We start from the raw sequence: 24,941 nt of genomic DNA, 5'->3' as shown, positions 1-24,941 counted from the left end.
CCAACTCTCCTCCGAAGTATCAGATCTGACGATCGCCCGAGGCGGAGTGGCACCCCGCCGGGCGACACTCCGCCGTTGCTCGTCGAGGGGACGGAAGTGAGGTAGGGGTCTCAGTACCCGCCCCCGCCGCTCGTGGAGCCGGCAGATGCCGACGCGGTTGCTGAGGCGGCGCTGGTGATCGGGGTGCCGCTGGGGCTGACCACGTACCAGGAGGCGCCGAAGGCGTTGACGCCCTGGCCGTTGGTTTGGCCGGGCTTGGTGTCCTCGGCGAAGTAGTAGAGCGGGTGGCCGTGGTAGGTCACCTGGGTGGAGTGGTCGGTTCGGGTGGTCGTTCCGACCTGGGATGCGGTCACTCCGCTGCTGCTGGGCTTCCCCGTCGTGGTCTGCGGCGGCCATGCCTGTGCACAGGATCCGTTGCAGGTCGAGGTCGTCCCGGTATCGGCCTTGAACAGGTACAACGTCCTGCCCGAGCCGTCGACCAGGATCTGGCCGAGCGGCGAACTCGCCGCCTTCACCGTGGCGGCGCCGCCGGTCGGGGTGGTGGCACTGCTGCTGGGCATGGCCGAGCCGGCGGTGGTCGTCGAGGCACTGGTGCCGGCGGGCGAGGTCGAGGAAGCCGTGGTACCGGAACTGCTGCATCCGGAAGAACAGGCCGCGACGGCGGCCATCCCGACCGCAAGTGTGATGGCACGATTCATGACAGACCTCTTGGCCCTGGGGAAGCGGTGGCGCCAGCCACCGACCCGCCGACGGCGAGTCGCGGAACCACGCTACGCACGAATGCCCGCCCCGCTGCCCGGGGCGATCAGCCCCACGCCCGACCTTCACGCGTACGGGTGACCAAGAGTCCGCAGTGGCGTCCGACTGCCGTAAGCGGGGATGGACCCGTCGGGTATCGGCCGAGCGGAGCCGCTCGACGGCCTCGGCGCGGTTCCACCCGGCGGTGGTCACGACGCTTGAGCGTGTGCTCTCCCGCTGGGGGTGTGTCAGGAGCTGGCCGCAGGCAGCCGGGAGTGGTGTAGCGGCTGTGGCGCCACGCGTTCGCGACCGCGAAGCCACTGCTGTCGGGTGCCGCTGCTCGGCCGGCGAACGTCCTTTGTCGGGGGCGGGCGAGGCCGAGGCCGGACCGGTGTGCGTGTCGTGTGCCGGCCCGACCGTGCGCGTGCTGTGATGGATCGCGACCGTGTGTGACGAGACGGTGAGGGTGGCGGTCCCCTGATGGAGGTGGGCGTGACACTCGGAATCCGCTGCAGGTCGCTGGTGGCGCCGATGCTGGCCGCCGGACTGGCCGTGGGAGCTCTGACGGTGGCTGGAGCGTCCCCGGCCGGAGCTGCGGGATCGTTCCTGGGAGGGCTCCACCGCATCTCCACGGTGGCGTCCACCGTTCCGGGCAACGGGGACGTGAACCCCTACGGCACCGCAGTGGTCGAATCGTCCGTGGGCCGTCTGCACCGTGGCGACGTGCTGGTGAGCAACTTCAACAACGTCAAGAACCTCCAGGGCACCGGCACCACGATCGTCGAGGTCGCCCCTGGCGGCCGGGTCCGACAGTTCGCCCGCATCGACGCCAACCATCCGCCTGGGAGCTGTCCCGGTGGAATCGGGCTCACCACCGCGCTGGCGGTCCTGCCGGGTGGCTGGGTCGTCGTGGGCAGCCTGCCCACGACCGACGGCACCGCCGCCACGGCGAAGGCCGGATGCCTGCTGGTCCTTGACAGCCGCGGACACGTCCGTGAGACGCTGGCCGGCCACGGCATCAACGGGCCCTGGGACATGACCGCGGCCAGCTTCGGGGACACCACGGACCTGTTCGTCACCAACGTCCTGAACGGCACCGTGGCCGCGGGCGGCAGGACGGTTCACCGCGGCACCGTCCTGCGGATCACCCTGAACCGGTGCGGCGACGATCCGCCGGCCTGGGTCGACACCCGCGTCATCGGATCAGGCTTCCCGGAACGGACCGATCCGGCCGCGCTGGTCGTGGGGCCCACCGGCGTCGGACTGGGCCGACACGGCACGCTCTACGTCGCGGACACCGCCGCCAACCGGATCACCGCCATCCCCGACGCCCTCCACCGTGACCGAAGCGCCGGTATCGGACGGGTCATCAGCAAGGGCGGCCACCTCAACGGCCCCCTGGGGCTGGCCATCTCGCCCCGCGAGGACGTGCTCACCGTGAACGCCGGCGATGGCAACATCGTCGAGACCACGCCGCACGGTGACCAGATCGCCTGGCGTCAACTGGACGCCAGCGGCACCCCGCCCGGCGCGGGCGCCCTCTTCGGCCTGGCCGTGAGCCTGAACCAGAACGCCGTCTAATTCGTGGACGACGCCACCAACCAGCTCGACAAGCTCCACTAACCGGACCGCCATTACCGCCGCGACGCGCGCGGCACTCGGTGCGGACCGCTGACCCGGGCAGACATCCGTAAGGGGGTTGCCCGGTCGAGTGGTCCGCACCTCGCACCAGCTCTTTGGACGGAGGATGGGCCGTGGACGCGGATGCGCACCGACGCAGGACGGGCGTCGTGGTGGGCTCGGCTTCGGCACTGGCCCTTGCTGTGGCGCTGGCGCCTTTCCTGGTCGGCCGCGCCATCACACCCGACTACGCCAGCGGCCTCTTCGGGCAACATCTGACCGATGCGGTGCGGCTCAAGGCCAGACTGGCCACGGCCATCCTCGGGCTGGCAATGGTCCAGCTCCTGCTGGCGCTGTGGATGTACCGGCGGCTCCCGCGCGTCAGGACGGTACCGAAGGCCGTTCCGCGCGCACACCGGCTCATCGGTGCCCTCGTGTTCCTCGGCACGATCCCCATCACCGTCCACTGCATTCAGACCTATGGTGTCGAACTCACTCCCGTGCGAGCGGTCGTCCATTCCCTCTCCGCCTGCTTCTTCTACGGCGCGTTCGCGGCCAAGGTGGTATTCGTTCGCTCCCGGCTGCGGGTCGGATGGCTTCTGCCGCTCGCAGGCGGTCTCCTGGTGGTCGCAGTCGTCGTCATCTGGTACACGAGCGCACTGTGGTTCTTCAACGACTTCCAGATGCCCGGGTTCTGAGGCAGGGCGGACTGCCAGAAGAGGCCGGCGCGTGGCGTTCACCCACCGTGTTCACGCGAGTGAGGTCTTCTGGGAGATTGATCTCTGCGGTGTGGTGCGTTCGGCCCGTCGGCCGTGACGGCGTTGACCGACCGGGTTGCCCGGACGCCCCACGTACCATCGGATCTGGCTGGGCATCCTCCCCGTATTCCGGGTTTTGGGGGCCCTTCGAGACGACACTTGCCTATTGGCGATTCGTGAACGGGCAGCGGTAGTTGAGCCCGACGTCCAGACGGGACTCTATGCCCGGGTGGGATCGAAGAGCTCGACGTTGGCCCACGGCACGTCGTCGGGGCGAATGGTGCTGGGGGTGTCCAGCCACATCAACTGGCGGTCGGGGCCGTATTCGGGCCAGCCCGGAGCCCCTGTGGTGGCGAAGTCGATCCAGGCCCGGTGAACACGCCAAGCTCTTGTGGCGGGTTCGAGCCCCCTTACGGTCCGGTCCGGTATCGAGGGACAAGGTGTTGAACATGAACGGCAGGATGAGGCCGTGGCAGGCGCCGAGCCTTCCGCCGAGGACGGGCGATCGCCAGCCGAACTCGTAGAAGTGGGTGCGGCCCTGGTGGGCGGCGCCCACGCGCCGTGCGGGCAAGCGGAACGTCAGGTCCGTCTGAGCCTGGGTCAAGGCTTGTCCGGCCGTGGTCCCGGGCTGGTTCACTCCGTAGAGTGCGAGGATCTCGGCTGCGTTCGGGCGGATCGCCGACAAGGTCGCGACGGCCTTGTTGTTGTCGAGGGCGTCGATGGCGTCGTTGGGTACGGTGGTCAGGTTGAACTCTTCCCGGTTGGTGCCCACGATCAGGGCGATCTCGGATCCGGCACCGTTCCTGATCGCGGCAAGGGGATGTTCGGGCAGCACGTCGTCGCCGGTGACCGGTGTGTACGGCAGGATGCCGCCGAACGGCTCGACGCCCTGCTCGTCCCGCAGATCGATTCCGTAGCCGGCGCCTTGAACGGCGATCAGCTCCTCGCTGGTCTTGTCCCGGAAGGCTTCGGCGGTCGCGGGCACGCCCAGCGCTGCGGCCACTCCGTCGGCCAGAGCCTGTGCCTGGGCCGGCGGGCGCACCATCTCGGGGTGGCCGCCGCTGAGGATCGCGCGCTGGAACAGTCCTGCGGCCAGTGGGGATGCCATCAGGCAACCGATGCTCGCGGCTCCGGACGACTCGTCGAACAGCGTGATGTTGTCCGGGGCACCGCCGAATGCCGCGGCGTTCCTTCGCCGCTCCCTCACCCCGGCCGAAGGCTTCGCAGTCAGTCCCGCGCCTTACCGTCGAAGCCGCGCACCCCGCTGGGTAGGGCGGCAAGCTGAGCGCGATAGGCCGGCTGTTCCGAATGTAAGCGGAGCGGTCGGCCTGACTTCATCCCGTTCCGTTTCCCGACCGCGGGGCCGACTGCCACGATGGTGGGACCAGAAGCGATACGGGGGAGAACTCATGCCAGAGGTGACAGGCGGCGGCACGATGAACACCGACAACAACAACCCGGGCCCGGACATCGAGCAGCCCGAGGAGCAGCCGGCTGCCGAGGAGCCAACGCAGGACCGCGGCGTCACGGGCCCGTCGGAGATCAGCTGACCGAGAAGCAGTAGCGCGACAGGCCGGGCCCACCGCGACACACGGCGGAGAGTCCGGCCTGAATCAATCCGCCACAGTCCGCGCCCTGTAAACCGCCTGCGGCTCCTCCACCCGAACCACCGCACCCTCCCCGGCGAGCGCACGCAGACAGCCCGTGCCTGCTTCTCAGCGGCGCGCTGATCCGTGAACTCGTGGCCCGCGTCCCGGAGCGCCGCAACGGCACGCCGGGTATCCCAGACACCGCCGAGAGCGCGGATGCTGCGGGCAAGGTCGTCATGACGGCTCACGCAGGCCATCCTGCCAGTCGGGGTTGGCCTCACGGGCTGGCCCGCGACACACGCCAGCAGATCGTGTGGGGCTCGTAAAGTCATCGGTGCAGGTGGGAGCCTGCGTGCTGGGCTCTCTGATCCTGCGCATGGTGCGCGAGAACCCTTCCTGGGGCTATCGCAGAGTCCAAGGCGAACTGGCCGCCCTCGGCATAAAGGTGGCCACGTCGACCCTTTGGGAGATCCTCAAGGCCGAGGGCATCGACCCCGCACCGGACCGCGGCGCCACCAGCTGGGCCGACTTCCTCCGTACCCAGGCCGACGTGCTGCTCGCCTGCAATCTCATCGAGACCGTCACCTTGACCGGCCAACGCCAGTAAATCTGGCCGTCATTGAGCATGGCACCCGCCGCGTCCGCGTCATTGGGATTACGGGGCACCAACCGCGAACTGGGTCACCCAGGCTGCCCGGAATTTGGTCACGGATCTGGAGGACGCCAGGGCCACCGTCAGATACCTGATCCGGGACCGGGACTCGAAGTTCCCACGCACTTCGACCAGATCCTGGCCGAGGCTGGCATCCAGGTCGTGCTCACCGGCGTTCGGATGCCGCGCATGAACGCCCATCGCCCTCACCAAGCCACACCGCCACACTCCGCACTGAGCACTACGACGGATTCGGCCCCTCGATCAGCTACGCCCTGGGCACAGCCGCCTGAGGCTGGCACGCCGAAACCGGCCTGCACGCCCTGCGGATGATCGCCGCCGGCATCTTCGACCAGCTCGCCGACCTGCACATCATCCCTGGGCAGATGGGCGAGATGATCCCCTTCATGATCGACCGCGCCGACGAATGACTCACCCCGGCCGCAAGGGAGGGGAACGGTCTGCGCCGCTCCGTCGCACAGACCTTCCGCGAACAGTCCTGGGTGACCACCAGCGGCATGTTCTCGACACCCCAGTACCTGCTCCTGCACCAGGTGCTGGGCCCCGACTGGCTGCTGTTCTCCGTCGACTACCCCTTCAGCCCCAACGAACAAGGCCGCACTTTCCTCGACACCCTGGAAATCAACCCCACTGACAAGGAGAACTCGCCCACACCAACGCCGAGCAACTGCTGCAACTGGACATCGGCGGCTGATCACCACAACATCCTCGGCCTCCAAACTGGGACGTACGATCCAGCGAGGCGCTGCCCTCTGTAACCGCGACGCGGCGAGCCCGTGACCCGGGCGCCGTTAGCCGAACGACGAGAACCCGCGCAGCATCGCGGGTCAGGAACCGTCATCCGCTCCGGGCCCCGTGATGCTGCGCGGGCGCAACGCCACCGACCGTGGTCAGAAGCCGTTGTATTTCCGATGGTGACGGGCGCGTTTCCGCTGGCCCGTGCCGTTCGCGCAGTCGTGCCAGCAGCCTCTGGCCGATCTCGCGGTCGGTGGCGGATGTCGCGGTGACGATCGCGACCAGCAGCAGACCGAGGGTGTCCACCACGTTGTGCCTCTTGCGGCCGTTCACTCGCTTCCCGGCATCGAAGCCCCTGCTCGCGGCCTTCACGGATGCGGCCCTCCTTCACGGACTGGGAGTCGATGATCCCGGCGGTCGGCTCCGGATCGCGGCCCGCGCCCCGGCGGACCGGTCGCGAGGCCGGTCGTGGAACTCGGCGACCAGGCCTCTGTCGCGCCAGCTCGGAAGAAGGCGGAGACGCGGTCCCATGCGGGGAAGTCCGCATGCACCGCCCTCCACGCGATACCGCCCGCGACCAGGTAGCGCACGGCGTCGACCATCTGCCGATGGCAGTAGCCCTCCGGCTGCCCGCCCTTTCCTTCCAGCCAGGCGGGGACGGGCATCGCGTCACGCGCGACGGCACGCTCCGTGTCGTTCATGTCGGAGGTATACCTCGGACGCCTGTGCGGCCGACCGGTCTTCGGCGTTCCCGAACCGGTGAGCGAGGCAATCACACGACAGGGCGGCCGAGTTGGACGCCACCGGCGCGGACACGGAAGACTGCAGCACCAGGGGCCTCCTGTTGCTCGGTTGGATTCGACACCCACGAGCTGTGCGGGAGACCCCACTTTCATGCTCAGCCAGCCAGAAGATCACCCAACCGAGTCAGCAGGCTCGAACTCACGATCACCAAGCTCGACAGAGCAACGGCTAGTTAGGCCGGCGAGGGGAAAGCAGGTGCCCAATCCCCCCTCGGGTCGGTGGTCTGCCCCACCTCGATCAGGTGGCCGTCGGGATCGCGGAGGTAGCAGCGGGTCTCGTACGGGTGCTGCTTCGGCGGCGTCAGGAACTGAGCACCACGGGCGCTCCACTCGGCGTATACGGCCTCGATGTCCTTGACCCGGAAATTGAGGAAGCTGTTGACTCGGTCAGGATCGCGCGGCGTCTCCAGGGTGACCGTCGGCTTGTCATCGGTCGGACCGCCACCTGCGTTGATGACAATCCAGGTGTTGGACAGGGCGACGACGGTCGGCACTCCGTCGAAGATCGTGGTACCGCCGAGCACCTCGGTGTAGAAGCGCTGAGAGCGCTCGACATCGTCCGAGACGATGAAGTGTCCCAGCAGAATCCCCTCGAGGGGCGGCGGGAGCTCGACCATCTGACACCTCCGGCTTGTGTGACCCGCTAACGACCGGGATTGAGATGGATATTACCGCCTGCATTCACGCCATCACCGTACGACACCCTGCTCTCTGGGGCTCAAGGTGGAACGGAGATGTGAGGGCGTGGCTGGGTGAGGGCTCGTAAGTCGGATAGATGGAGGTTCTCGTCAGATCGGTTTCTCGCGGGTTTTTCATCACCGTGTCTTGTGCGATGCTGGGAATTCGTGCCTGCAATCACCAGCTATGCTGGCGCTGGCGGTCCACGCGGAGCGCCGTCCTGGTGGGTGAATTGCACTGGCCTCCCTTTTCAGCGCGAGTACGCTAGTTCACGTTCAGGTCACGTCTCGTATATCAGAGGCCCGGATCGGACTTCCATGTCTCGCGCATGCCGGGCAGGTGGACTGCCGAGCGTGGCCGGGACCTCAGTAATTCACTCCGAATCGCCGGCGCGCGTACTTGACGGCCAGTGAGCGGGTGACCAGTCTCCCTCTGGGTCGGTAGTTTGACCTACTTCGATCAGATGGCCGTCAGGGTCGCGGATGTAGCAGCGGATCTCATACTGGTGCTGTTTCGGCGGCGTCAGGAACTGAGCACCACGGGCGCTCCACTCCGCGTACAAGGCGTGGATGTCTTTGACCCGGATATTGAGGAAGCTGTTGATCCGGTCGGGATCGCGCGGCGTCTCCAGGCTGACCGTCGGCTTGTCATCGGTCGGGCCTCCGCCGACATTAATGATGATCCAGCTGTTGGCTAGTGCGACATAGGTCAGCCCTCCGGGGCCAGAGTAGACCACCCGGCCGCCGAGTACTTCGGTGTAGAAGCGTCGAGAGCGCTCGACATCGTCCGAGACGATGAAGTGGGCCAGCACAATTCCTTCTGGCGGTGGTGGGAGCTCGGCCATCTGGTACCTCCACACGTCGGTCGCATCCCCCGTTTACGACGAGGCCTGCAGGCGGCGTTGCCATGATCGGGATGCAGCGTTGGAGTAGCGTGCCCCTCGAAGCAGCCAATAATTCACGGCATCACCCTCCTGGCAGAATCGCGCGCCGCCGCGCAAGTCACCGAACGCCGGCACTGGCCAGGAGTCGCTCGGAGAGGATCGCGTTGTGCGGCGCCTTCAGACGGGCGACGCAGTTCCCCCGAGAAGGCGGGTCACGCCTGGATGACCTCGCCCGCCGTGACAGCCCACAGGCTCCGGCCGCCCTTGCGGGTTGTTGGTGGTGTGGCTCCCCGCCGTCTACAGCCTCGTCTCCGCCGGGAGCGGCGCTTACCCAGCACGGCGCGCGTGGTACTGGCCTGGTTGATCGGTGTGGCGCTCTCCTGGACCGTCCTGTGGGGTGCACTCCTCGGCTACCGCAAGGCTTGGCCGGTCGTACTGGTCTCCGCCCCGATGAGCACCCCTGGTGGGCAGCCGCGGTGGAGAGAGCATCCGGGTGCAGATGGTCGCAGAGGTGCCTAGGGTGGGCCAAAGGGGGACACCCGGCGGCGGCGAATCGGTTTCCTGCGTCATCCCCGCCGACCCCAGGCACGTCCGAGAGGAAATCATTGTCATGGCCAAGGTGCTTTTCATCGTGAGCGGAGCCACATACTGGGTGTTGAAGGACGGCACGAGGTACGCGACGGGCTACTGGGCCGAGGAGTTCGCGAACCCGTACAAGATCTTGACGGACGCCGGCCACGAGGTCGTGGTCGCGACGCCGAACGGCGTGACCCCGAATGTCGACATGATGAGCCTGCGCCCGGAGATGGTCGGCGGAAACGACGCCGCCCTTGAGTTGGAGGCCATCATCCGTTCCGCGGAGGTGATGCGTCGGCCGCTGCAACTGTCGGACGTCCGCCTAGAGGACTATGACGCGGTCTACCTGCCGGGCGGTCACGGTCCGATGTCCGACCTGGCGTGGGACGCCGATGCCGGACGGCTGCTGACGCAGCAGCTGACCTCGGGCAACCCGCTGTTCATTGTCTGCCACGCCCCCGCCGCCATGCTGGCCACCAGGATCCACGGCGAGTCGCCGTTCAAGGGCTTCAACGTCACCTGCTTCACCAACGAGGAGGAGGAGGGCGTCGGACTTGCCTCCAGGGCGCCGTGGCTGCTGGAGACCGATGTCAAGGAGAAGGTCGGGGTCAACTTCAGCCGCGGCCCGATCTGGAAGCCGTACATGGTCGAGGATCGCAACCTCGTCACCGGGCAGAACCCGGCATCGGCTGCGGTCCTGGGCGACCGGATGCTGGAGATCCTCAAATGACACCGTCTCGCAGCGATCCAGCCCAGGCGCCCGCCCGCGCGCGCAGGCCGGGTCCTTGGGCTCGGCGCCCACTTCGAATCGGTTGATCCCGCACCGCCGGGGCCCCAGGTGCAATCCGCCCAGCGGGTGCGGGAGCGGTCTCCTGCTGACCGGGCCATGGCCGTGGCCGCCCGAGTCCGGGCGGGAGTGCCGTGACGGGTCACCCGCCTGAGCCATGCCGATGAGGCGAAGGAAGCGAGGGGGTGAGCATGAACGACGCCACGGGTGCGGGCATTGACCAGAAGGTCGCGCTCATCACCGGTGCCAATGGAGGCATCGGTTCTGCCATCGTCACCGCCTACCGCAGCCTTGGGTACGCGGTCGTGGCCACCAGCCGTTCGATGCCCGAATCCGGGGACCCGCAGGTGTTCGCATTCAGCGGCGATCTGCTTGAGTCCGGCGCGGGCGAGCGGATCGTAGGGGCGGCGATGGATCGGTTCGGTCGGATCGATACCGTGGTCAACAGCGCTGGCGTCTACATCGGCAAGCCGTTCACCGACTACACGGACAAGGACTTCGACCTTATGGTCGGCGTGAACCTGCGCGGATTCTTCAACGTCTCGCGCAGCGCCATCGGTGCGATGCTCTCCCGCGGTGAAGGCGGCGGTCACCTGGTGAACATCTCCACATCCCTGGTCGACCAGCCGGATTCACAGGTCCCCTGCGCGCTCGCGTCGCTGACCAAGGGCGGACTGAACGCTGTCACCAAGGAGTTGGCGATCGAATTCGCGGGGCATGGCATCCGCGTGAACGCCGTCTCGCTCGGCGTCGTCCGTACCCCGATGAACCCGGAGACGACGCCCGAGCTCGCGGCTCGACATCCACTCGGGCGGATGGAAGAGGTCGACGACGTCGTCCAGGCCATCGTGTACCTCGAGCAGGCGTCCTTCGTCACCGGCGAGATCCTGCACGTGGACGGCGGCCAGAGCGCCGGCCACTGAAAGGATCGAGATGAATGACACCGCAGACACCGAGTCCGTTCTGCGCGACGGGCTGAACAGGTGGAAAGCTGCCGTGGACGCGCATCAGCCGCACATGTGTGAACCTGCACCGACCAGGTCATGGAGGGGATGGCTGAATGGCAGTCACGTCCCCTCGACCCGGTCTATCCGGTCGTGTTCGTGGACGCGATCAACGTGAAGGTCCGCGGGGACCAGGTCGCCTACCGGCCGATCTACCTGGCTTTGGCGGTCACGGTCGAGGGCACCCGCGACATCCTCGGCATCTGGGCCGGCGACGGCGGTGAAGGGGCCAAGCACTGGCTGCAGGTCTTCACCGAGCTGAAGAACCACAGGGTGAACGACGTCCTCATGCTGGTCTGCGACGGCTTGAAGGGGCTGCCGGACGCGGTGGCTGTCTGGCCTCGAACAATCGTTCAGACCTGCGTCGTTCATCTGCTTCGGAACAGCTTCCGCTACGCATCGCAGGTGGACCGGGACAAGATGGCCTGCGCGCTCAAGCCCGTCTACACCGCCCCCAACGAGGCCGCCGCGACCGAGCGGTTCCTGGAGTTCTCCGAGGCCGGGGGCAAGAAGTATCAGGCCGTGATCAAGCTGTGGTCCGACGCCTGGTCCGAGTTCACGCCCTTTCTCCACTTCGACGTGGAGATCCGCAAGGTGATCTGCTCGACGAACGCGATCGAGAGCGTGAACGCGCGGATCCGCAAGGCGGTCCGGGCCCGAGGACCAGGCCAAGCGGCTTCAGGGACTCCCGCGCTGCTGAAGTGATGATCCGTGTGACCAGACTGCGATCTGCCATGCCCGGCATTGTCGGCCGTCCCACCGACACCAGAGCCAGAGTCTGGTCAATGGCTATGCACGACGGCCGTGAACAACAGAGAGTCACCGCTCCACACGAAGTGGACCAGAGCCCACAACCAGTGACACAGCCAGCTCAGCGATGCAGGGCACTCAGGATGTGGCTCACGGCTGCTGCCTTCTCGGCGGAGGTCAGGGCGTCCCACTGCTTATGGGTGGCCGGGCTGATATCGCCCGGCCAGCGCGTCTCTGTGGCGCGGAGGAGTGCGATCTCACTCGATGTGCACCGGGGACATGGAGGAGTCCCGGCGAAGGTGAACGGCGAGCGGTTGCTGTCTGGGTCGAAAACGCTCCCGGCCACGGTGCGGGCGAGTTGGCCTGTAGCCACTGCCGTCAGGCCGGTGGTTCGCTCGTCTTCGCTGACCAAGGCCTGGATCTCCGCGTATGCCGGGTCAGCGAAGGCATCGAGAAGGACCGCCTCCGGGGTCGAGGAGACGCCGAGGAAGGCGCCGTAGCTGAATGACAGGTCGGCCCCTGGCAGGGTGAACCGATGATCGCAGGAGCGGCAGACGTAGTGCCATTCGGTGCAGTGCATGGCCTCATGATGCCGGTGCGAGGTGCAGGACGAGGACTGCCTTGACGGTGCTGGTGATGCGGCTCGGGCTGCAGCGGAGCTTGCGCAGGAGTCGCCAGCCCTTGAGGGTGGCCATGGCCTGTTCTCCGACGGCGCGGATCTTCGCGTGGGAGAGGTTCACGGCCTTCTGGCCGGCGGATAGGTTGGTCCAGCGGCCGCGGTAGTCGGCGCGGACCGGCCCAGCAGCGGATGCCGGCCGTGGTCAGGGCGTCGATGATCCCGTGAGTGCGGGCGGCCTTGATGTCGTGGACCGCGCCGGGCAGGGCCGGCGATGCCCACAGCAGACGCCCGAATGGATCGGTGATGACCTGCACGTTCACGCCGTGCCTCTTGTGCTTGCCCGAGTAGTAGGGGCGGTCGGCGGCGACGCGGTCGATGGGCAGCAGGGTGCCGTCCAGGATGACGAACGCCTTCGTCGCGGCGACCTGCACGACCTGGTCCAGGGTCGGGGCCAAGGCGGCGAGCACCTCGATGGCCTCACGGACGTACCGATACGCGGTGGCAACACCGATGTCGAAGGCCGCGGCCAAGCGCTGGTAGGTCTCGCCGCAGCGCAGATGAGTGAGAGCGAGCAGGGCCTGCTGCCCCGTGGACAGCCGACGCCAGCGCGTCCTCAGCCGGTTCCGGCGCTCGGCCAGGTGGTGTCAGAGCAGGCGCCGGGCTGAACCGGATACGTCTATCGCGGACGGGTAGACAAGCACGACGAAGCTCCTGGTAAACAGCGGGTGATCTTAGTCGTGAACCCGTCTACCAGGAGCTTCACTGCTTGCACAGCCAAGCACGTCCAACCCGCGCAGCTCATGGGCAGGTTGGAAAAGGCTCATGGTGTCACCGTGGTCGCCGGCTTTGACAGCACGGACGACAAAGCGTCGCCGTCGAAGATCCGCGCACCGGTCATGGAGTTGCCGCTTTCAGTGCGAAGAACGGCTTGGTGGCGGGCAGTCGCCGCGCACCCGCAGCCCGGACTCCCCGCCTTGCTGGAGCATCGCGGACGCCGACGGCAGGAGTTCCTCGATGTGCTACTCGGCAGTGGGGAGGCGCCGGCGCCAGTCAGCCCTACCAGCGGCACCAGCACGAGCGCGCCCTCGGGGGCCTTGTCTTCGAGGCCGCCGAGGTGGGTTAGGACGCGTCAGCTGTGATCGCAAACCAGTGCTCTCCGGCAGGCCATCCCGCCCAGCTCCTCCAGTACGGACGGTCCCGGTGAGCTGGCCAACTCCTGCCCAAGGGCGTCGGACCGATGCCTTCCCTGCCCAGTCCGCGCGAACTCGGTCGTCGCGGGGCGGTCGCACGGGGCTGTTTCGGAGACGAGAAGGACATGGATAGGGCCTGGGTAGCGGCGGCTGGAAATATTCAAGCGTGCCCGCACCTGAGGGCGCCGGATCGGCCCGAAATGCTTTGGCCGACCGTTCGGAGATATGAGGAGAAGAACAATCATGAATGAGTTCGAGCCGCTGGATCTGATCGCCGACTCCATCGAGGACAAGGCGATCGTCGCGGGCCTGAACGAGAACGACTGCAGCGCCTGCGGCCCCGCCGGGTGCCTGGCATGCGTGGTCATCTCCTGCTTCTGATGTTCCGTTAGCAGGTGTGGTGGCCACCGGATCTTGTCGTGGTCGGTGGCCACCGCCCCTACGCGTCAATGATGTGTGCGGCCGGTCGCACGATGAGGATGAGGAAAAGATGAGTCATTCGACTGCGGCACCGGTCACCGACTCGCTCGACGCACTGGTGTCCCCTTACGGTGTCGTCTCCGGAACCTGGACCGGGTCCGGCGGGCCCGGTGCCCGGTATCCGTTTGTGTCCGGAACCGCGTCGATCGGCAGCGGCCGACCCGGGGTCGGCAGCCGACAGGTGGCCGACCAGGTCTGCTCCGGCGGCCGCTCCTGGGACTCGCCGGAGACAGCGCGGTTCATCTCCATCGCGGAGGGCGCCGAACGCTACGCCGGGATGGACAATCTCGGTGAGGAGCGGATCGTGGCCTCGGCTCGGGATCTCGCCGGCGAGTGCCTGGAGCCCGACCGCTACCCCCGCTGTTCCGAGGCCGAGTACTCCCGACCCGGTTGTCCGGTCAGGCCGTTCTCCATGACAGCACCGATCCGATGGACCCGCGGCCTCGACCTCGCCACAGGCGAGCCGACCTGGGTCCCCGCGATCATGGCCTGCTATGGGTTGCGCGGCCAGGATCCGCAGGACGAGTTCTGCATGCCTATCTCGACCGGCTATGCCGTTCATACCGATCCGGTTCGGGCAGTCCTGGGTGGGATCTGCGAGGTCATCGAACGCGACGCCTTGTCCGTGACCTGGTTGCAGCAACTGTCCCTGCCGCTCGTCGATCCTGCTGTGTGCTCGGAACGGACAGCAGAACTCGTCGAGTGGAACCGTCGCTGTTTCATTCGCAGTTTCGTTTTCGATGCAACCCTTGACCTCGGCGTTCCGACCGCCTACGTCGTGCTTGCGGCCGACCATGACCGCCGTGCCTCACGACTGGTCGCTGCTGCGACCGGGCGGACCCTTGAGCAGGCGGCGGAAAGTGCACTGGCCGACGCGATGCGCCTCCGCGGTCTGTTCCACGACGAACACATCGTGATCCCCGATGCGCTGGAGAAGATCAACGCCCTGGAGGACGGTGCGCGCTATATGGGCTGCGCCGAACGGTCCGCCGCGTTCGACTTCCTGATCGAGGGAGCACAGTCGAGGAACTCGAGGACGCCGGTGCCTCTGCCGGAGGACCCAGTGCAAGCGCTGGACCAGCTTACCCAACGGCTGGACGGTGCCGGCATGCGTGTGGTGGTCGTCGACCGGACCACACGCGAGCTTGCGTCCGTGGGCCTGACAGCGGTCTGCGTCGTGATCCCCGACCTTCAGCCCTTCAGCCCTCATCCGCTTGCGCAGTTCACTGCGCACCCCCGCTTGTACAACGTCCCGGAACGGATGGGCTACCCCGTTCGCGGAGAAAAGGAGCTCAATCCATGGCCGCAACCGTTCGCCTAACGACCGGGAGCCCCAGGCCGAATCCGGTGCTCGTCGGCACAGGTCCATTCGGAGAACACGTGGCAGCCCTGCTGACCACGCGCTATCCAGCCGCCCGAACCCTCCCCCTCGACGAACTGGATCGCACCGCCGATGGTCCCGCCGACGTCCTGGTCGTGGCCATGTGGCGTCCGTCGCCCGGCCTCTGCGAGCGGGCGGACGCCTTCGCCCACGCACATGGCCTGCCGTGGCTGCCGATGGTGATGGAACGCCAGGCGATCAGCGTGGGGCCATGGGTGACACCCGGGTCGAGCCCGTGCCATCGCTGCTACCGACGGCGCTTGGTGCAGCACGACAGCCAATGGCAGATATCCGGCGCCGTGCTCAACGCCTACACAGACGACCCCAAGGTCGGCCCGGCCGGATTCCTGCCGGGCCACGCCAGGACGGCCGCTGCCGTGGCGGGCGCCCTCATCGACCATGGGCAACGGTCGGCGGGTGGACCAGGAGGGAGGGTGGTGACGATCTCCCTTCGGGGAAACACAGTCAGCAGCGATCAGGTGGTGGGCTGTCATGGGTGCGACCGCTGCGACCCGGCCCTGCCGTTCGCTGACCTGCGCTCGCGACTCGGGCTCAGCGAGGCGGTGTCCGTCGGTGCCCGCTGACCGCAGTACGGCAATGCCCACGACCGAGGAAAAGGTGCGGCTCTGCAGGGGTCTCGCGGTTGTTCCCTTCGAGGAGGGACTGATCGTCGAGGGGGCCGCGCACCGCCATGTCTTCCGCGGCAGAGCCGCCTCCCAGGTGCTCCCCCGTCTGTTCGCGCTGCTGGACGGCAGCCGGGAAGCCTCCACGCTCTGCGCGGAGACGGGACTGACCAGAGGTCAGCTCGACCAGGCCCTCGACCTGCTCGACGGCCGGGGGCTGCTGGAGACGGCCGAGCCTCGCAGCACCCATGCAGCACCGTCGGAACAGACGGTCTTGTACCTCTCCCGCACCCTGGGCGCGTCCGGGGGCTACCGAAGCACGGCTGAACTGCTGGACACCCTCGCCGACGGCGCTGTCGTCGTTCTTGGCCCGCAGGCGATCGCCGAGGCGCTCGTAGTAGACCTCGTGGATTCCGGTGTCGGCAGCGTGCTGACCGCGCTGCCCACGCTCGCCGGCCCGTCGGCTGGCTCGCCGACGCGCTCGGTCGCTCGTACCGTAGTGGTCGTCGTGGAATCGACGGACGAACCGGACTTCGCTCGGTCGGAGACGGCGCTCGACGACGCGATCGCCTGGTCCGCACTGAGCGGGGCGCCCGTGCTTCGGGTCGCAGCCTCCCCGCAGCACGTGGAGATCGGACCCACCTTCTTCGCCGGCATGACCGCCTGCCCCGCTTGTCTGCGTCGCAGCCGAACGGAAGCCGGATGGGAACAGACCGGACCGGGTAGCGGTGAACCGCCAACGATGCTGGCGGCCGGGCTGGCCGCCCATCAGGTCGTATCGATCGTCGGACGGCTTCCCACCATGTCCGACAGCCGAGTCGTCAGCCGGTTCGCCATCGACTCCATGACCACCCAACGGTATTGGGTCGCCCCCTACGACGACTGCCCTGCTTGCGGGGTCTCCCTCCAACCCGCTGACGAGACCGCCCAGGCTGCGCGACCTCGTTCGGGCGACTTCTTCGAGTCGACCGTCGCCTCCCTGCCCGCCACGCTTGCGCCCAGGCTCGACGTCCCGCGTGCGGAGAACGAGAAGCTGGGGCGGCTGATGACACAGCGCCCGGACTTCCCCACCCATCCGCGCCGTCCCCTGTCCCCGTCACTGCGGGTGCCCCGGGGGCTGTTCGGGGAGGCACCGGTAGCTGACCCGACCGCTCCCAGTGGCTGCCTCGATGAGGAACTGCTCGGGGAGGTGATGCGGAGAGTAGCCGGTCTACGGTCCGAACCGGCCTCCGGCAATCTCCAGCGCTGGGTCCCCAGCGGCGGCTCGCTGGCCTCGGTCGAGCTCTATCTGATCGTGGAGACCGGGCTGCTCGGCCTCCCCGGCACGATCTTCCGGTACAGCGACCTGACTCATGAGGCGATCGCCGTCCGTCCCGAGGCGATTCCGCTGTCCCACGTCCTGGCCGGGACCGGGCTGGAGGACGAATCCTTCACTGCGGCGCTGGTGATGGTCGCCGCGGACACGCGGCTCGCCTCGAAGTACGCCGAATTCTCCTACCGCCTGGCCCACTTGGACGCCGGCTGCGCCAGCACCCAGCTTGCTGCGGTCGCAGGCGGCTACGGGTTGGACCTGGCCTTCGCGGCACGCTGGGACGAACGCCTCGCGGACACCCTGGGCCTGGCCAGGGAGGAACAGTACGTCACCGCCGTTGCCGGTCTTCGCAGCGCACCACGGTCCGAAGGAGACATGCCATGCCGTTGATCGCCTGGGAGGAGCCTCGCGACACGATCGGTTTCGCTGTACGCCGCCGTACCCAGCCGCCTCCACCCAGCCGTGCGCGGATGCGCCCGCCCAGTGTCACCCCGCCGGCCGGTGAGGGCTTCCGGGTCGGTGACCGGGCCACACTGGAGGAAGTGCTCACCGGTCGCCGCTCCGTCCGGGACTTCGACGAACGCACGCCCACGGCGTCCCTGCTGCTGGATGTGCTGGCATCGGCCCGCAGGTCCCAGCAACAGCAATGGCCCGTGACTCCACACGGCGACCCGGAGCTGGGCATCCTGGTCGCCAGCTGCCGGGTCGCCGGGCTGGATCAGGGCCTGCACGAGCCGGAGTTGGAATCGGGGACCTGGCGGCGGCACGGTGGCCCGCTCCACCTCCCGACCCTGCACAACGCCTACACCGCCGCTCCCGCACTGGTACTGATCTTCGGATCGGTGTCCGACACCGACGATTCCGCCTACGGCGGGCTGCTGGTCCGAGTCGGCTCCCTCGGTTATGCCGTGTGGCTTGCGGCCCGGACGCACGGCCTGGAGGCCAGTGTGTTCGGGCGCTCCTCCTCCGAAGTCACCCGCGCCGCCCGTCAGGACGCCCCCGGCACCCGTCACCTCTTCACCATCGCGCTGGGCTACGCGAACCAGCTCAGCCCGGCATGAGTGCCCTGCGGGGACTGGGTCAGCACCCGGCCCCCGCAGGGCACTCGTCCGTCTACGGCGGTGTCCGGGCCGTTCTACCGCGCGCGGAGATCCGCGATCGTGGGGTTTCCCTCCGCGTCGAGACCGGGAAGTGCGTCCCGGTCTCCGCGCAGTCGGGCGGAGACCGCGTCCGCCTCGGGGCAGTCGATCTCGGAGAAGGTCCGCAGCGCCTCACCCCAGGACCGGCGCGCCTCGGTCCAGTTGCCGAGCGCCGCAAGTGCGAGACCGACCTGGTCCAGCATCCGGCCCGCGACCAGGGAGTTTCCGGTGCGCAGAGCCTCGTCCAAGGTCAACCTGCTCAGTGTCAGCCCCTGGTCGAAGTCGCCGAGCCGCATCAGCACCCAGGCCAGCATTCCGCGGGTGGTAGTGGCCTGGGCATGCCAGCCGCAGTCCTCGGCGGCCGCCTGTGCTTCGACGAACAGTTCCCGAGCGCTCTGGTGGTCGCCCAGATCGCTCCGGGTGAGGCCCAGGTTCCCGAGCGCGACCGCCAGAACCTGGCTCATGCCCAGTTCGCGGGCGGCGTCCACGGCCGCGGACTGGAACACTGCCGCGTCGTCGAGCAGTCCGAGTTCGTAGTGCAGGCTGCCGAGATTGAGCCGGGTGACGGCGGTCCGACGCAGGTCACCGTGTCGCAGAAAGATCGAGACGGCTCGCTCGAACGGACCCCTCGCCTGTGGATCACGCCGCATCGAATAGGCGATACCCAGATTGGCGGCGAGGTCCGCAGCCGCCAGCTCGTTCTTCTGCTGCTTCGCCGCGTACTCGCCCAGCTTCTGGGTTTCGATCAGGGCGTCCAGCCGATGGCAGCGCAGCAGATAGCCGGAGACGGCGGACGACAACTGCCACACCACCCGGTGGTTCGCCCTCACAGCGGCCAACTGGATCAGCGAGGTCAGGTTGTCGATCTCCTGGTCGAACCACTGGACGGCCTGCTCCTCGTCCTCGACCGGAGCGTTGCCGGACAGACGATGGATCAGATCTGACGGAAGATGCAGGCCGGAAGGCTTGAGCAGCCGCTGCCCCGCGGAGGCGACATGGATATACCAGTCGAACATGCGATCGAGTGCGGAGTCCTGTTCGGCAGGAGGCACTGGAGACGTCTGCCTGCCGTAGAGCCGGACCAGATCGTGCATCGCGTACCGGTCCGTGCCGGTCCGGTCCACGAGGTGCACCGCCTCCAGCGCCCGCAGCGACTGTCGTACCGGGAGCGAGGCGGAATCCCGCAGCAACCCGCCACTCCCGGCGACCGCCTCGACGGCCGCAGAACCGATGTCCGCGCCGGGGTGCAGGCTGATCAGGTGGAAGACCCGGGACTGATCGACTGTCAGCCGCTGTCGGGTGTGGTCCAGCGCCCGGGACACGGTGTGGTCGTCGGCCGCCAGGCCGAGCCCGGCCAACCGGTCCTCCTCCGGCGTCAGCTCCGCAGCCAATCCGGCCAGCGGGGTGGCCGGTTCCTCCAGCAGCCGGACTGCCGAAATCCGCAGCGCCAGTGGCAGTCCACCGCAGAGCCGGGCCAGTTCACGGGCCGAGTCGGGTGCGGCCTCGACCCTGTCGGCTCCGGCGATCCGACTCAGCACCTCGACCGAGTCCTCCAGGGGGAGCATCCCGAGTGGCAGGCACGACGCACCGGTCTCAGCCACGAGTCCGCTCATCCTGCCCCGGCTCGTCACCAGGGTGAGGCAGTGTCCCGTGCCGGGCAGCAGCGGTCGGACCTGCTGGTAGTCGTGCGCGTTGTCGAGCACCACCAACATGCTGCGGTCAGCCATCCGCGAGCGGTACAGATCCTCGCGCTGCGCCAGGTCCGCGGGAATCCGGTGGCCGGGGACCCCCAGCGCCAGGAGGAATCGTTCCAGCACCCGCCCGGGGGCCTCGAAGTCCGCCGTGTCGTAGCCGTGCAGATCGGCGAACAACTGGCCATCGGGGAAAGCGTCGACCGCGCTATGGGCCCACCGCAGCGCGAGTGAGGTCTTGCCCACGCCCGCCGGACCGCTCACCACGGCGATCCGGGCCGCGTCGACGCCGGAGTCCAGCAGAGTGGCCAGCTCCGCCAGTTCATCCCGCCGACCCACGAACCCCGCCGGCATCCGAGGAAGCTGGGCAGGCCCGAGCCCCGCGCCCGTCGTCACAGCAGCCGACGCCGGGGCAGTAGGTTTCGAGGCGCCGGGCACGGTGGGTACGGAGGATGTCGCGGTGGACTGTTTGACTGCACTCGGCTGCTTCGTGTCGTAGCTGAGACACGGGTCCCCACGCAGCATGGCCGCCTCCAGCTCGGTCACTCCGGGTCCCGGGTCGAGCCCGTACTCGTCGGCCAGCAGCCCGCGCAAACTACGCACCACCGCCAGCGCATCGGCCTGTCGGCCACAGCGGTACAGGGCCAACGTCAGCCGTTCCGCGATCGACTCACGCGCCGGGTGCTCGTTCAGCAGATCGGTCAGCACTGGCACCAGCTCGACGTGCCTCCCTGCCGTCATCTCAAGGTCCGCCAGAAGCTCATGGGCGACGAAGCGTTCCTCCTCCAGCCGGGCTCGGGCCGACTCCGCGAACGGGGCGTCCACCCCGGCGAGGGCCTTCCCGCGCCACAGGCCCAGGCCCGACCGCAACAGGCGTGCAGCATCGTCCGGCGCGCCACGGCCCACACAATGTCGGGCGGCCGCGATCCGGCGACCGAACTCCGTCGTGTCCAACTCCCCTTCGGCCACCGTCAGCCGGTACCCGGTGCCCTCGGAGGACAACTGCCCACCGAGGGCTGCCGGCAGCGCACCCCGCAACGTGGAGACCGCTGTGTGGACCTGCGCCCGAGCGGTACGGGGCGGGGCCTCACCCCAGAGCGCGTCGACCAGGAGCTCGGTGCTCACGCTGCGGTTGGCGTGCAGGAGCAGAAACACCAGCACCGCGCGTCGGCGCGGGCGAACCACATCCACCACCATGCCGTCAGAACGAACCTCCAACGGACCGAGAATCGCAAACTTCAAGTCAACTCACATTCCGTGCACATGAACCGGACCGCCCCATGATCTCGCTCGTCGTGGATCGGGCAGGGCGAAGAAGTGTTGGCCGCATGCCAGATCACTGCTATACGGGGGTCTTGACCTGTGAAGATGCACGCTCTGGCCGCCTATGCCCACCGTGGGGAACGGCGCCGCCCTGGAGAGTCCTTCACCGCGATGGTTCAGGCTGGGCCGCGTCGGCCGTGGTTCCGTTGGACCGTAACCCGCCGACCGGCGGCGCCCCCTGAAGCACCCCCGTGATCTTGGACACTCGTTGCTCGCGCGGCGAGGGTGTGCAGGAAGGGGATGCGGTCCGGCCGGGCCGCATCCAGGTCATCGGAGAGCGTGGCTTCGCGCTCCAGCGGCCGAGGTGGCCCGTCGCTCGGTACACCAGGCCAGCCGCCACCTGACGCACCATCGCGGCGCACGGGTGCGGACCCTGTGCCGGGCTCGGCGAGGGCGTCGGCCCAGCGCGTCCAGCAGCGCCCCCACCTCGTCGAGCGGCAACCGGCCCCGCGGGATTCTGTCGCCCGATTCACCGAGGGCTCGTAGTGGGCGTCGTGAGGGCAGCAGGTACAGCGCGACGGGCCGGGTGCGCCCACGGCGGGGCAGCCCGGCCCGACTCATCTGCGCGTCTACTCTCCGGCTGGTCTGACGTCGGGCGCGGGCTGGTGGGCCTGCGCCAGGGCGTTGGCTACGTTGAGCTCGGTGTCGGTGCTCATCGTCGCGCCTGACCGTGTGATGTGCTCAAGGGCGGCGCGGGGCGTCCCGGTGAGCCGCTCCAGACCGTCAAACGCCTCGTCGAGCGTCGCAGTCGGGAAGGTACGGGCGAACTCGAGCTCATCCATCCTCGTCATGCGCCAGCCTCTTACCTTGGGATCGTGCTGGCGCTGGCCAAGTGCGGACCGTAGGGCACGGCGGCCGCCTCCGGCTGGACGTCGGCCAGGCCCGGGGGCGGAAAGCCGGTCACAGCCCGTCAGGCACCGGTGCGGGTTGCTGGAATCGGTGCTTTTGGATCTTTGGCAGTCGGCACCCACCCGTGGAAAATCAAACATGCGAGCGACTATGGAGTGTGAAACCGGCGGGCTGGCCCCAGCCGGTCGACGCACCCGGTGTGTACGACGGCCTCTGCGAGAAGTCCGCCCAGAGGTGGGTCTTCGAGGCCGCACCCGGGGAGTGGAGCACTGTCGGCATCCTCCGCCGCCACCCGCGCTGTTCCGTCCTTGCTGTGCACCCGAACATCAAGCTCTCCCTGTGCAGAGTCGGGTGAGGGATGGGGTGGGGACCGGGCCGCGACTGGGGCGGCCCCGGCAGGTCGCGCGGCGCAGGCGAGGTACCGGGGGAGGAAGTGGCGGGCACGGGACTTGAGGGACCGCACCGCGCCGATCTGGCAGTCGAACCGGGCGGCGATCCGCTCGTCCACCAGCCTTGTCAGTACTGGAGGAACAGAGCCTCGGCCTGGCGCGACATCAGTGCGCGCATCGCCTCAGCGATGTCGGGCAGGTCGGTGTCCTCGGCGGATTCCTGCGCGCGGTCGGCGTCGAGGGCGTTTCTCGGTCGGGACCTCGCAACGCACCCGCGCCAGCATGAAGTGGTGGGTGCACAGGTTCCGGGCGGGCCGCGTCGTACTCACCCTTCACCGCAGCGAGGATGGTCTTCAGGACGGCTTCGCGGCTGGCCGCTTCGCGCAAGGTGGTCATGCGGCACCTCGGGTCAAGGTCGCGGTCTCCAGAGGCGCCTGGTGACGAGCTCGCCACAGTGCGGCGAGAATTGACGATCTCCGTACGCGGCCCTGACGCGCACTGGCCCCACGTTCCCGTCCTGAGGAGTAGGTTCTGCGATCGGTCCCGCGCCCGGTGCGCGGCGGCAGCCGACCGGCTGCGGAACGAAGGAGAGACAAGTCGATGATCGCAGTACTTGCGGTGCCGCTCGTGCTGGCACTGATCGTGCTGGCCAAGAGTGTGCGTGTGGTCCAGCAGTACGAGCGCGGAGTGGTGTTCCGCCTTGGGCGGGTGCGGGAGGCGGCGCGTCAGCCGGGCCTGACCCTGCTCGTCCCGGTGGTTGAGCGGATGCGCAAGGTCAACGTGCAGACCATCACCATGCCCGTTCCCTCGCAGGAGGGCATCACTCGCGACAACGTCTCCGTGAGGGTGGACGCGGTGCTGTACTTCAGGGTCGTTGATCCGATCACGGCCGCGGTCAAGGTCCAGGACTACACCTTCGCGATGTCCCAGGTCGCCCAGACCTCGCTGCGCTCGGTGATCGGCAAGAGCGAGCTCGACGAGCTGTTGTCCGGTCGGGAGGCACTCCACCAGGGCCTTGAGCTGATGCTCGAGAGTCCGGCGAGTGAATGGGGCATCCACATCGACCGCGTGGAAATCAAGGACGTCGCGCTTCCCGAGTCGATGAAGCGCTCGATGGCGCGCCAGGCGGAGGCGGACCGTGAGCGACGCGCCCGCGTCATCACCGCCGAGGGCGAACTGGAGGCGTCGCAGAAACTCGCCCAGGCCGCGGCTGAGATGGCGGACACCCCTGCGGCCATGCAACTGCGGCTGCTTCAGACCGTCGTGGAGGTCGCGGCGGAGAAGAACTCCACCTTGGTCATGCCCTTCCCGGTGGAGTTGCTCCGCTTCTTCGATGCCGCAACCCCAAGCGCCGACCGGGCTGCCGAGGTTCCCACGCCCCGCAGCGGCGACTCCGCAATCGTCTGACCACGCTGAACCGTCGCGCGATCCTCATTCGGTGGGCCGGCCCGGGCTTGGCGCGGGCCTGCAGCTCGAGGGCTCGACGCTCTCGGCGATCCCCGACCTACGGACGCGCTACGCAACCGGTGGTTCGCCGAACCGGCCCCGCCAGGCAGCTTGAGGTGCGTCGGCCCTGCCACACTCCAATGCCGCGCGGCCCACACCCGAAGGTAGACGGAAACTGATGGATCCTTTGCTGGCCAGAGCTCAGGGCTGCGTCGGCGTAGGCCATCGGGGGGCATGTCGACCACTTCGATCTGGTCGGCGCGGCGGACGATCTCGGCGGGCACGGTCGCGCGCTGCGGTACGCCGGTGATCTTCATGACGACGTCGTTGAGGGATTCCAGGCGCTCCAAGCCGGGAATCACCGCCAGGTCGTCGCCCGGCCGGAGGGATCAGTCCTGGCCGCGCGTGCCCCGGCGCGGTCCTGCGACCATGTGAAGCACGAACGTGAGCCCGCACTGCGTCAACGCCACGGGGCCCGCCCCTGCCGGGACCACCTCGATCCAGTTCATGCCACCAAGCCCGCCGCGGTGACCGCGGCGGGCTTTCGCTGCGTGCCTCAGATGGTCCGGACGTTGCCTGCCTGCGGCCCCTTCGGGCCCTGCTCGACGTCGAACTCGACCTGCGCGCCCTCGTCCAGCGACCGGAAGCCGTCGGAGTTGATCGCGCTGTAGTGGACGAACACGTCTGGGCCGCCGCTGTCCTGGGCGATGAAGCCAAAGCCCTTCTCGGCGTTGAACCACTTCACGATTCCGGTGGCCATGCCTGTTCCCCTGTCCTGGATAGCAGAGTCCTCGCTGGTGAGGACCCCTGGGTCTGATCGCCCTGGTGTCCTCGGATCTGCCGGGTGAAGCGACTTCGGAACCGCGCGTTCGAGCAGCACGCTACGACGAAGTCGGGGCCCCTGG

At 68.1% G+C, this 24,941-nt stretch carries 23 protein-coding genes and 5 pseudogenes; 15 read left to right on the top strand and 13 right to left on the bottom strand.

The features are described 5' to 3' along the window. Nucleotides 1–110: 110 nt before the first annotated feature. Nucleotides 111–353, bottom strand: coding sequence for a COG4315 family predicted lipoprotein (locus TR50_RS49790; protein ID WP_269084807.1), 243 nt, complete (start codon nt 351–353; stop codon nt 111–113). Between the two features lie 90 nt (nt 354–443). Continuing rightward, a pseudogene (locus TR50_RS50135) lies at nt 444–560 on the bottom strand (hypothetical protein); the annotation flags it as partial. Between TR50_RS50135 and TR50_RS50130 the strand changes: the two are divergent. The 3 genes from TR50_RS50130 to TR50_RS22760 all read left to right on the top strand — a co-directional run bounded on the left by TR50_RS50130 (nt 541) and on the right by TR50_RS22760 (nt 3,056). Then, on the top strand, nt 541–840 hold the full coding sequence (locus TR50_RS50130) for a hypothetical protein (protein ID WP_201776856.1): 300 nt from the start codon (nt 541–543) through the stop codon (nt 838–840). The pseudogene TR50_RS50135 and the gene TR50_RS50130 overlap by 20 nt on opposite strands. 390 nt (nt 841–1,230) lie before the next feature. After that, entirely contained in the window at nt 1,231–2,319 is a 1,089-nt protein-coding gene (locus TR50_RS22765; RefSeq protein WP_236654538.1) for an NHL repeat-containing protein, read from the top strand. Nucleotides 2,320–2,492: 173 nt separating this feature from the next. Beyond that, the gene (locus TR50_RS22760; RefSeq protein WP_042424759.1) at nt 2,493–3,056 is read left to right on the top strand and encodes a DUF6529 family protein; all 564 of its coding nucleotides are present in this window, start codon (nt 2,493–2,495) and stop codon (nt 3,054–3,056) included. 223 nt (nt 3,057–3,279) lie between these two features. On the opposite strand, the gene TR50_RS22755 is transcribed toward TR50_RS22760, so the two are convergent. Next, nucleotides 3,280–4,323: a carboxylesterase family protein gene (locus tag TR50_RS22755; RefSeq protein ID WP_052441241.1), complete on the bottom strand. Its 1,044-nt coding sequence runs from the start codon at nt 4,321–4,323 to the stop codon at nt 3,280–3,282. A 202-nt stretch (nt 4,324–4,525) separates the two neighbouring features. On the opposite strand from TR50_RS22755, the gene TR50_RS46895 reads away from it, so the two are divergent. The 3 genes and pseudogenes from TR50_RS46895 (at nt 4,526) to TR50_RS42840 (ending at nt 6,136) form a co-directional block, all read left to right on the top strand. After that, the gene (locus TR50_RS46895) at nt 4,526–4,666 is read left to right on the top strand and encodes a hypothetical protein (RefSeq protein ID WP_160311161.1); all 141 of its coding nucleotides are present in this window, start codon (nt 4,526–4,528) and stop codon (nt 4,664–4,666) included. A gap of 400 nt (nt 4,667–5,066) precedes the next feature. Continuing rightward, nucleotides 5,067–5,555 (top strand): annotated as a pseudogene (locus TR50_RS49040) (transposase family protein); the annotation flags it as partial. 305 nt (nt 5,556–5,860) lie between these two features. Next, nucleotides 5,861–6,136: an amidohydrolase family protein gene (locus tag TR50_RS42840; protein WP_052441238.1), complete on the top strand. Its 276-nt coding sequence runs from the start codon at nt 5,861–5,863 to the stop codon at nt 6,134–6,136. Between the two features lie 79 nt (nt 6,137–6,215). On the opposite strand, the gene TR50_RS44425 is transcribed toward TR50_RS42840, so the two are convergent. From TR50_RS44425 to TR50_RS22735, 4 genes are all read right to left on the bottom strand, one after another. After that, nucleotides 6,216–6,485 carry a transposase gene (locus tag TR50_RS44425; RefSeq protein WP_084700777.1) on the bottom strand — a complete coding sequence of 90 codons (270 nt, stop codon included), beginning with the start codon at nt 6,483–6,485 and terminating at the stop codon, nt 6,216–6,218. Further along, a complete protein-coding gene (locus tag TR50_RS49035; protein ID WP_236654537.1) occupies nt 6,482–6,814 on the bottom strand; it encodes a transposase in 333 nt (110 codons plus the stop codon). Before TR50_RS49035 ends, TR50_RS44425 begins: the two co-directional genes overlap by 4 nt. A gap of 275 nt (nt 6,815–7,089) precedes the next feature. Continuing rightward, nucleotides 7,090–7,533: a VOC family protein gene (locus TR50_RS22740; protein WP_042424755.1), complete on the bottom strand. Its 444-nt coding sequence runs from the start codon at nt 7,531–7,533 to the stop codon at nt 7,090–7,092. A 434-nt stretch (nt 7,534–7,967) separates the two neighbouring features. Beyond that, nucleotides 7,968–8,438 (bottom strand): VOC family protein, encoded by a 471-nt coding sequence (locus TR50_RS22735; RefSeq protein WP_042424749.1) that lies wholly within the window; start codon nt 8,436–8,438, stop codon nt 7,968–7,970. A gap of 649 nt (nt 8,439–9,087) precedes the next feature. On the opposite strand from TR50_RS22735, the gene TR50_RS22730 reads away from it, so the two are divergent. The 3 genes and pseudogenes from TR50_RS22730 to TR50_RS22720 all read left to right on the top strand — a co-directional run. Then, nucleotides 9,088–9,783 (top strand): type 1 glutamine amidotransferase domain-containing protein, encoded by a 696-nt coding sequence (locus tag TR50_RS22730; protein WP_042424746.1) that lies wholly within the window; start codon nt 9,088–9,090, stop codon nt 9,781–9,783. Between the two features lie 248 nt (nt 9,784–10,031). Then, a complete protein-coding gene (locus tag TR50_RS22725) occupies nt 10,032–10,763 on the top strand; it encodes an SDR family NAD(P)-dependent oxidoreductase (RefSeq protein WP_042424745.1) in 732 nt (243 codons plus the stop codon). Nucleotides 10,764–10,871: 108 nt separating this feature from the next. Then, nucleotides 10,872–11,507, top strand: a pseudogene (locus TR50_RS22720) (IS256 family transposase); the annotation flags it as partial. 208 nt (nt 11,508–11,715) lie between these two features. Here TR50_RS22720 and TR50_RS42835 read toward each other — a convergent pair. Both TR50_RS42835 and TR50_RS44415 read right to left on the bottom strand, forming a co-directional pair. Beyond that, nucleotides 11,716–12,174: a hypothetical protein gene (locus TR50_RS42835; RefSeq protein ID WP_052441237.1), complete on the bottom strand. Its 459-nt coding sequence runs from the start codon at nt 12,172–12,174 to the stop codon at nt 11,716–11,718. Between the two features lie 4 nt (nt 12,175–12,178). Continuing rightward, nucleotides 12,179–12,851: pseudogene (locus TR50_RS44415) on the bottom strand (transposase family protein). A gap of 795 nt (nt 12,852–13,646) precedes the next feature. On the opposite strand from TR50_RS44415, the gene TR50_RS46890 reads away from it, so the two are divergent. The 5 genes from TR50_RS46890 (at nt 13,647) to TR50_RS22695 (ending at nt 18,260) form a co-directional block, all read left to right on the top strand. Beyond that, nucleotides 13,647–13,784: a hypothetical protein gene (locus TR50_RS46890; RefSeq protein ID WP_160311160.1), complete on the top strand. Its 138-nt coding sequence runs from the start codon at nt 13,647–13,649 to the stop codon at nt 13,782–13,784. 109 nt (nt 13,785–13,893) lie between these two features. Next, nucleotides 13,894–15,204: a YcaO-like family protein gene (locus tag TR50_RS22710; RefSeq protein ID WP_084700775.1), complete on the top strand. Its 1,311-nt coding sequence runs from the start codon at nt 13,894–13,896 to the stop codon at nt 15,202–15,204. Between the two features lie 59 nt (nt 15,205–15,263). After that, nucleotides 15,264–15,848: a TOMM precursor leader peptide-binding protein gene (locus TR50_RS22705; protein ID WP_042424739.1), complete on the top strand. Its 585-nt coding sequence runs from the start codon at nt 15,264–15,266 to the stop codon at nt 15,846–15,848. 13 nt (nt 15,849–15,861) lie between these two features. After that, nucleotides 15,862–17,589: a hypothetical protein gene (locus tag TR50_RS22700; RefSeq protein ID WP_160311159.1), complete on the top strand. Its 1,728-nt coding sequence runs from the start codon at nt 15,862–15,864 to the stop codon at nt 17,587–17,589. Then, entirely contained in the window at nt 17,580–18,260 is a 681-nt protein-coding gene (locus tag TR50_RS22695) for a nitroreductase family protein (protein ID WP_042424733.1), read from the top strand. The genes TR50_RS22700 and TR50_RS22695 overlap by 10 nt, the downstream gene beginning before the upstream one ends. Before the next feature lie 74 nt (nt 18,261–18,334). On the opposite strand, the gene TR50_RS22690 is transcribed toward TR50_RS22695, so the two are convergent. Together TR50_RS22690 and TR50_RS22685 are read right to left on the bottom strand one after the other, a co-directional pair. Beyond that, nucleotides 18,335–21,247: an AfsR/SARP family transcriptional regulator gene (locus TR50_RS22690; RefSeq protein WP_201776855.1), complete on the bottom strand. Its 2,913-nt coding sequence runs from the start codon at nt 21,245–21,247 to the stop codon at nt 18,335–18,337. A gap of 674 nt (nt 21,248–21,921) precedes the next feature. After that, nucleotides 21,922–22,134 (bottom strand): hypothetical protein, encoded by a 213-nt coding sequence (locus tag TR50_RS22685; protein WP_160311158.1) that lies wholly within the window; start codon nt 22,132–22,134, stop codon nt 21,922–21,924. A 1,056-nt stretch (nt 22,135–23,190) separates the two neighbouring features. Between TR50_RS22685 and TR50_RS22675 the strand changes: the two genes are divergently transcribed. Next, a complete protein-coding gene (locus TR50_RS22675) occupies nt 23,191–23,997 on the top strand; it encodes a slipin family protein (RefSeq protein ID WP_042424722.1) in 807 nt (268 codons plus the stop codon). Nucleotides 23,998–24,245: 248 nt separating this feature from the next. On the opposite strand, the pseudogene TR50_RS44410 reads toward TR50_RS22675, so the two are convergent. Both TR50_RS44410 and TR50_RS22670 read right to left on the bottom strand, forming a co-directional pair. Further along, nucleotides 24,246–24,380 (bottom strand): annotated as a pseudogene (locus tag TR50_RS44410) (sensor histidine kinase KdpD); the annotation flags it as partial. 212 nt (nt 24,381–24,592) lie between these two features. Continuing rightward, nucleotides 24,593–24,796 (bottom strand): cold-shock protein, encoded by a 204-nt coding sequence (locus TR50_RS22670; RefSeq protein ID WP_042424719.1) that lies wholly within the window; start codon nt 24,794–24,796, stop codon nt 24,593–24,595. Nucleotides 24,797–24,941 lie beyond the last annotated feature (145 nt).

The organism is Streptacidiphilus anmyonensis (assembly GCF_000787855.1).
Lineage (GTDB): Bacteria > Actinomycetota > Actinomycetes > Streptomycetales > Streptomycetaceae > Streptacidiphilus > Streptacidiphilus anmyonensis.
The sequence above is the reverse complement of the archived record's forward strand: the minus strand, read 5'-3'. Positions and strand labels throughout refer to the sequence as shown.

Excerpts from the sequence above, each read along its gene's own strand:
- TR50_RS22730 (WP_042424746.1), top strand. The coding sequence starts at position 9,088 with ATGGCCAAGGTGCTTTTCATCGTGAGCGGAGCCACATACTGGGTGTTG.
- TR50_RS22710 (WP_084700775.1), top strand. The coding sequence starts at position 13,894 with ATGAGTCATTCGACTGCGGCACCGGTCACCGACTCGCTCGACGCACTG.
- TR50_RS49035 (WP_236654537.1), bottom strand. The coding sequence starts at position 6,814 with ATGAACGACACGGAGCGTGCCGTCGCGCGTGACGCGATGCCCGTCCCC.
- TR50_RS22670 (WP_042424719.1), bottom strand. The coding sequence starts at position 24,796 with ATGGCCACCGGAATCGTGAAGTGGTTCAACGCCGAGAAGGGCTTTGGC.
- TR50_RS46895 (WP_160311161.1), top strand. The coding sequence starts at position 4,526 with ATGCCAGAGGTGACAGGCGGCGGCACGATGAACACCGACAACAACAAC.
- TR50_RS22695 (WP_042424733.1), top strand. The coding sequence starts at position 17,580 with ATGCCGTTGATCGCCTGGGAGGAGCCTCGCGACACGATCGGTTTCGCT.
- TR50_RS22740 (WP_042424755.1), bottom strand. The coding sequence starts at position 7,533 with ATGGTCGAGCTCCCGCCGCCCCTCGAGGGGATTCTGCTGGGACACTTC.
- TR50_RS22675 (WP_042424722.1), top strand. The coding sequence starts at position 23,191 with ATGATCGCAGTACTTGCGGTGCCGCTCGTGCTGGCACTGATCGTGCTG.
- TR50_RS22700 (WP_160311159.1), top strand. The coding sequence starts at position 15,862 with ATGCCCACGACCGAGGAAAAGGTGCGGCTCTGCAGGGGTCTCGCGGTT.
- TR50_RS22735 (WP_042424749.1), bottom strand. The coding sequence starts at position 8,438 with ATGGCCGAGCTCCCACCACCGCCAGAAGGAATTGTGCTGGCCCACTTC.
- TR50_RS22725 (WP_042424745.1), top strand. The coding sequence starts at position 10,032 with ATGAACGACGCCACGGGTGCGGGCATTGACCAGAAGGTCGCGCTCATC.
- TR50_RS42835 (WP_052441237.1), bottom strand. The coding sequence starts at position 12,174 with ATGCACTGCACCGAATGGCACTACGTCTGCCGCTCCTGCGATCATCGG.
- TR50_RS46890 (WP_160311160.1), top strand. The coding sequence starts at position 13,647 with ATGAATGAGTTCGAGCCGCTGGATCTGATCGCCGACTCCATCGAGGAC.
- TR50_RS22685 (WP_160311158.1), bottom strand. The coding sequence starts at position 22,134 with ATGGATGAGCTCGAGTTCGCCCGTACCTTCCCGACTGCGACGCTCGAC.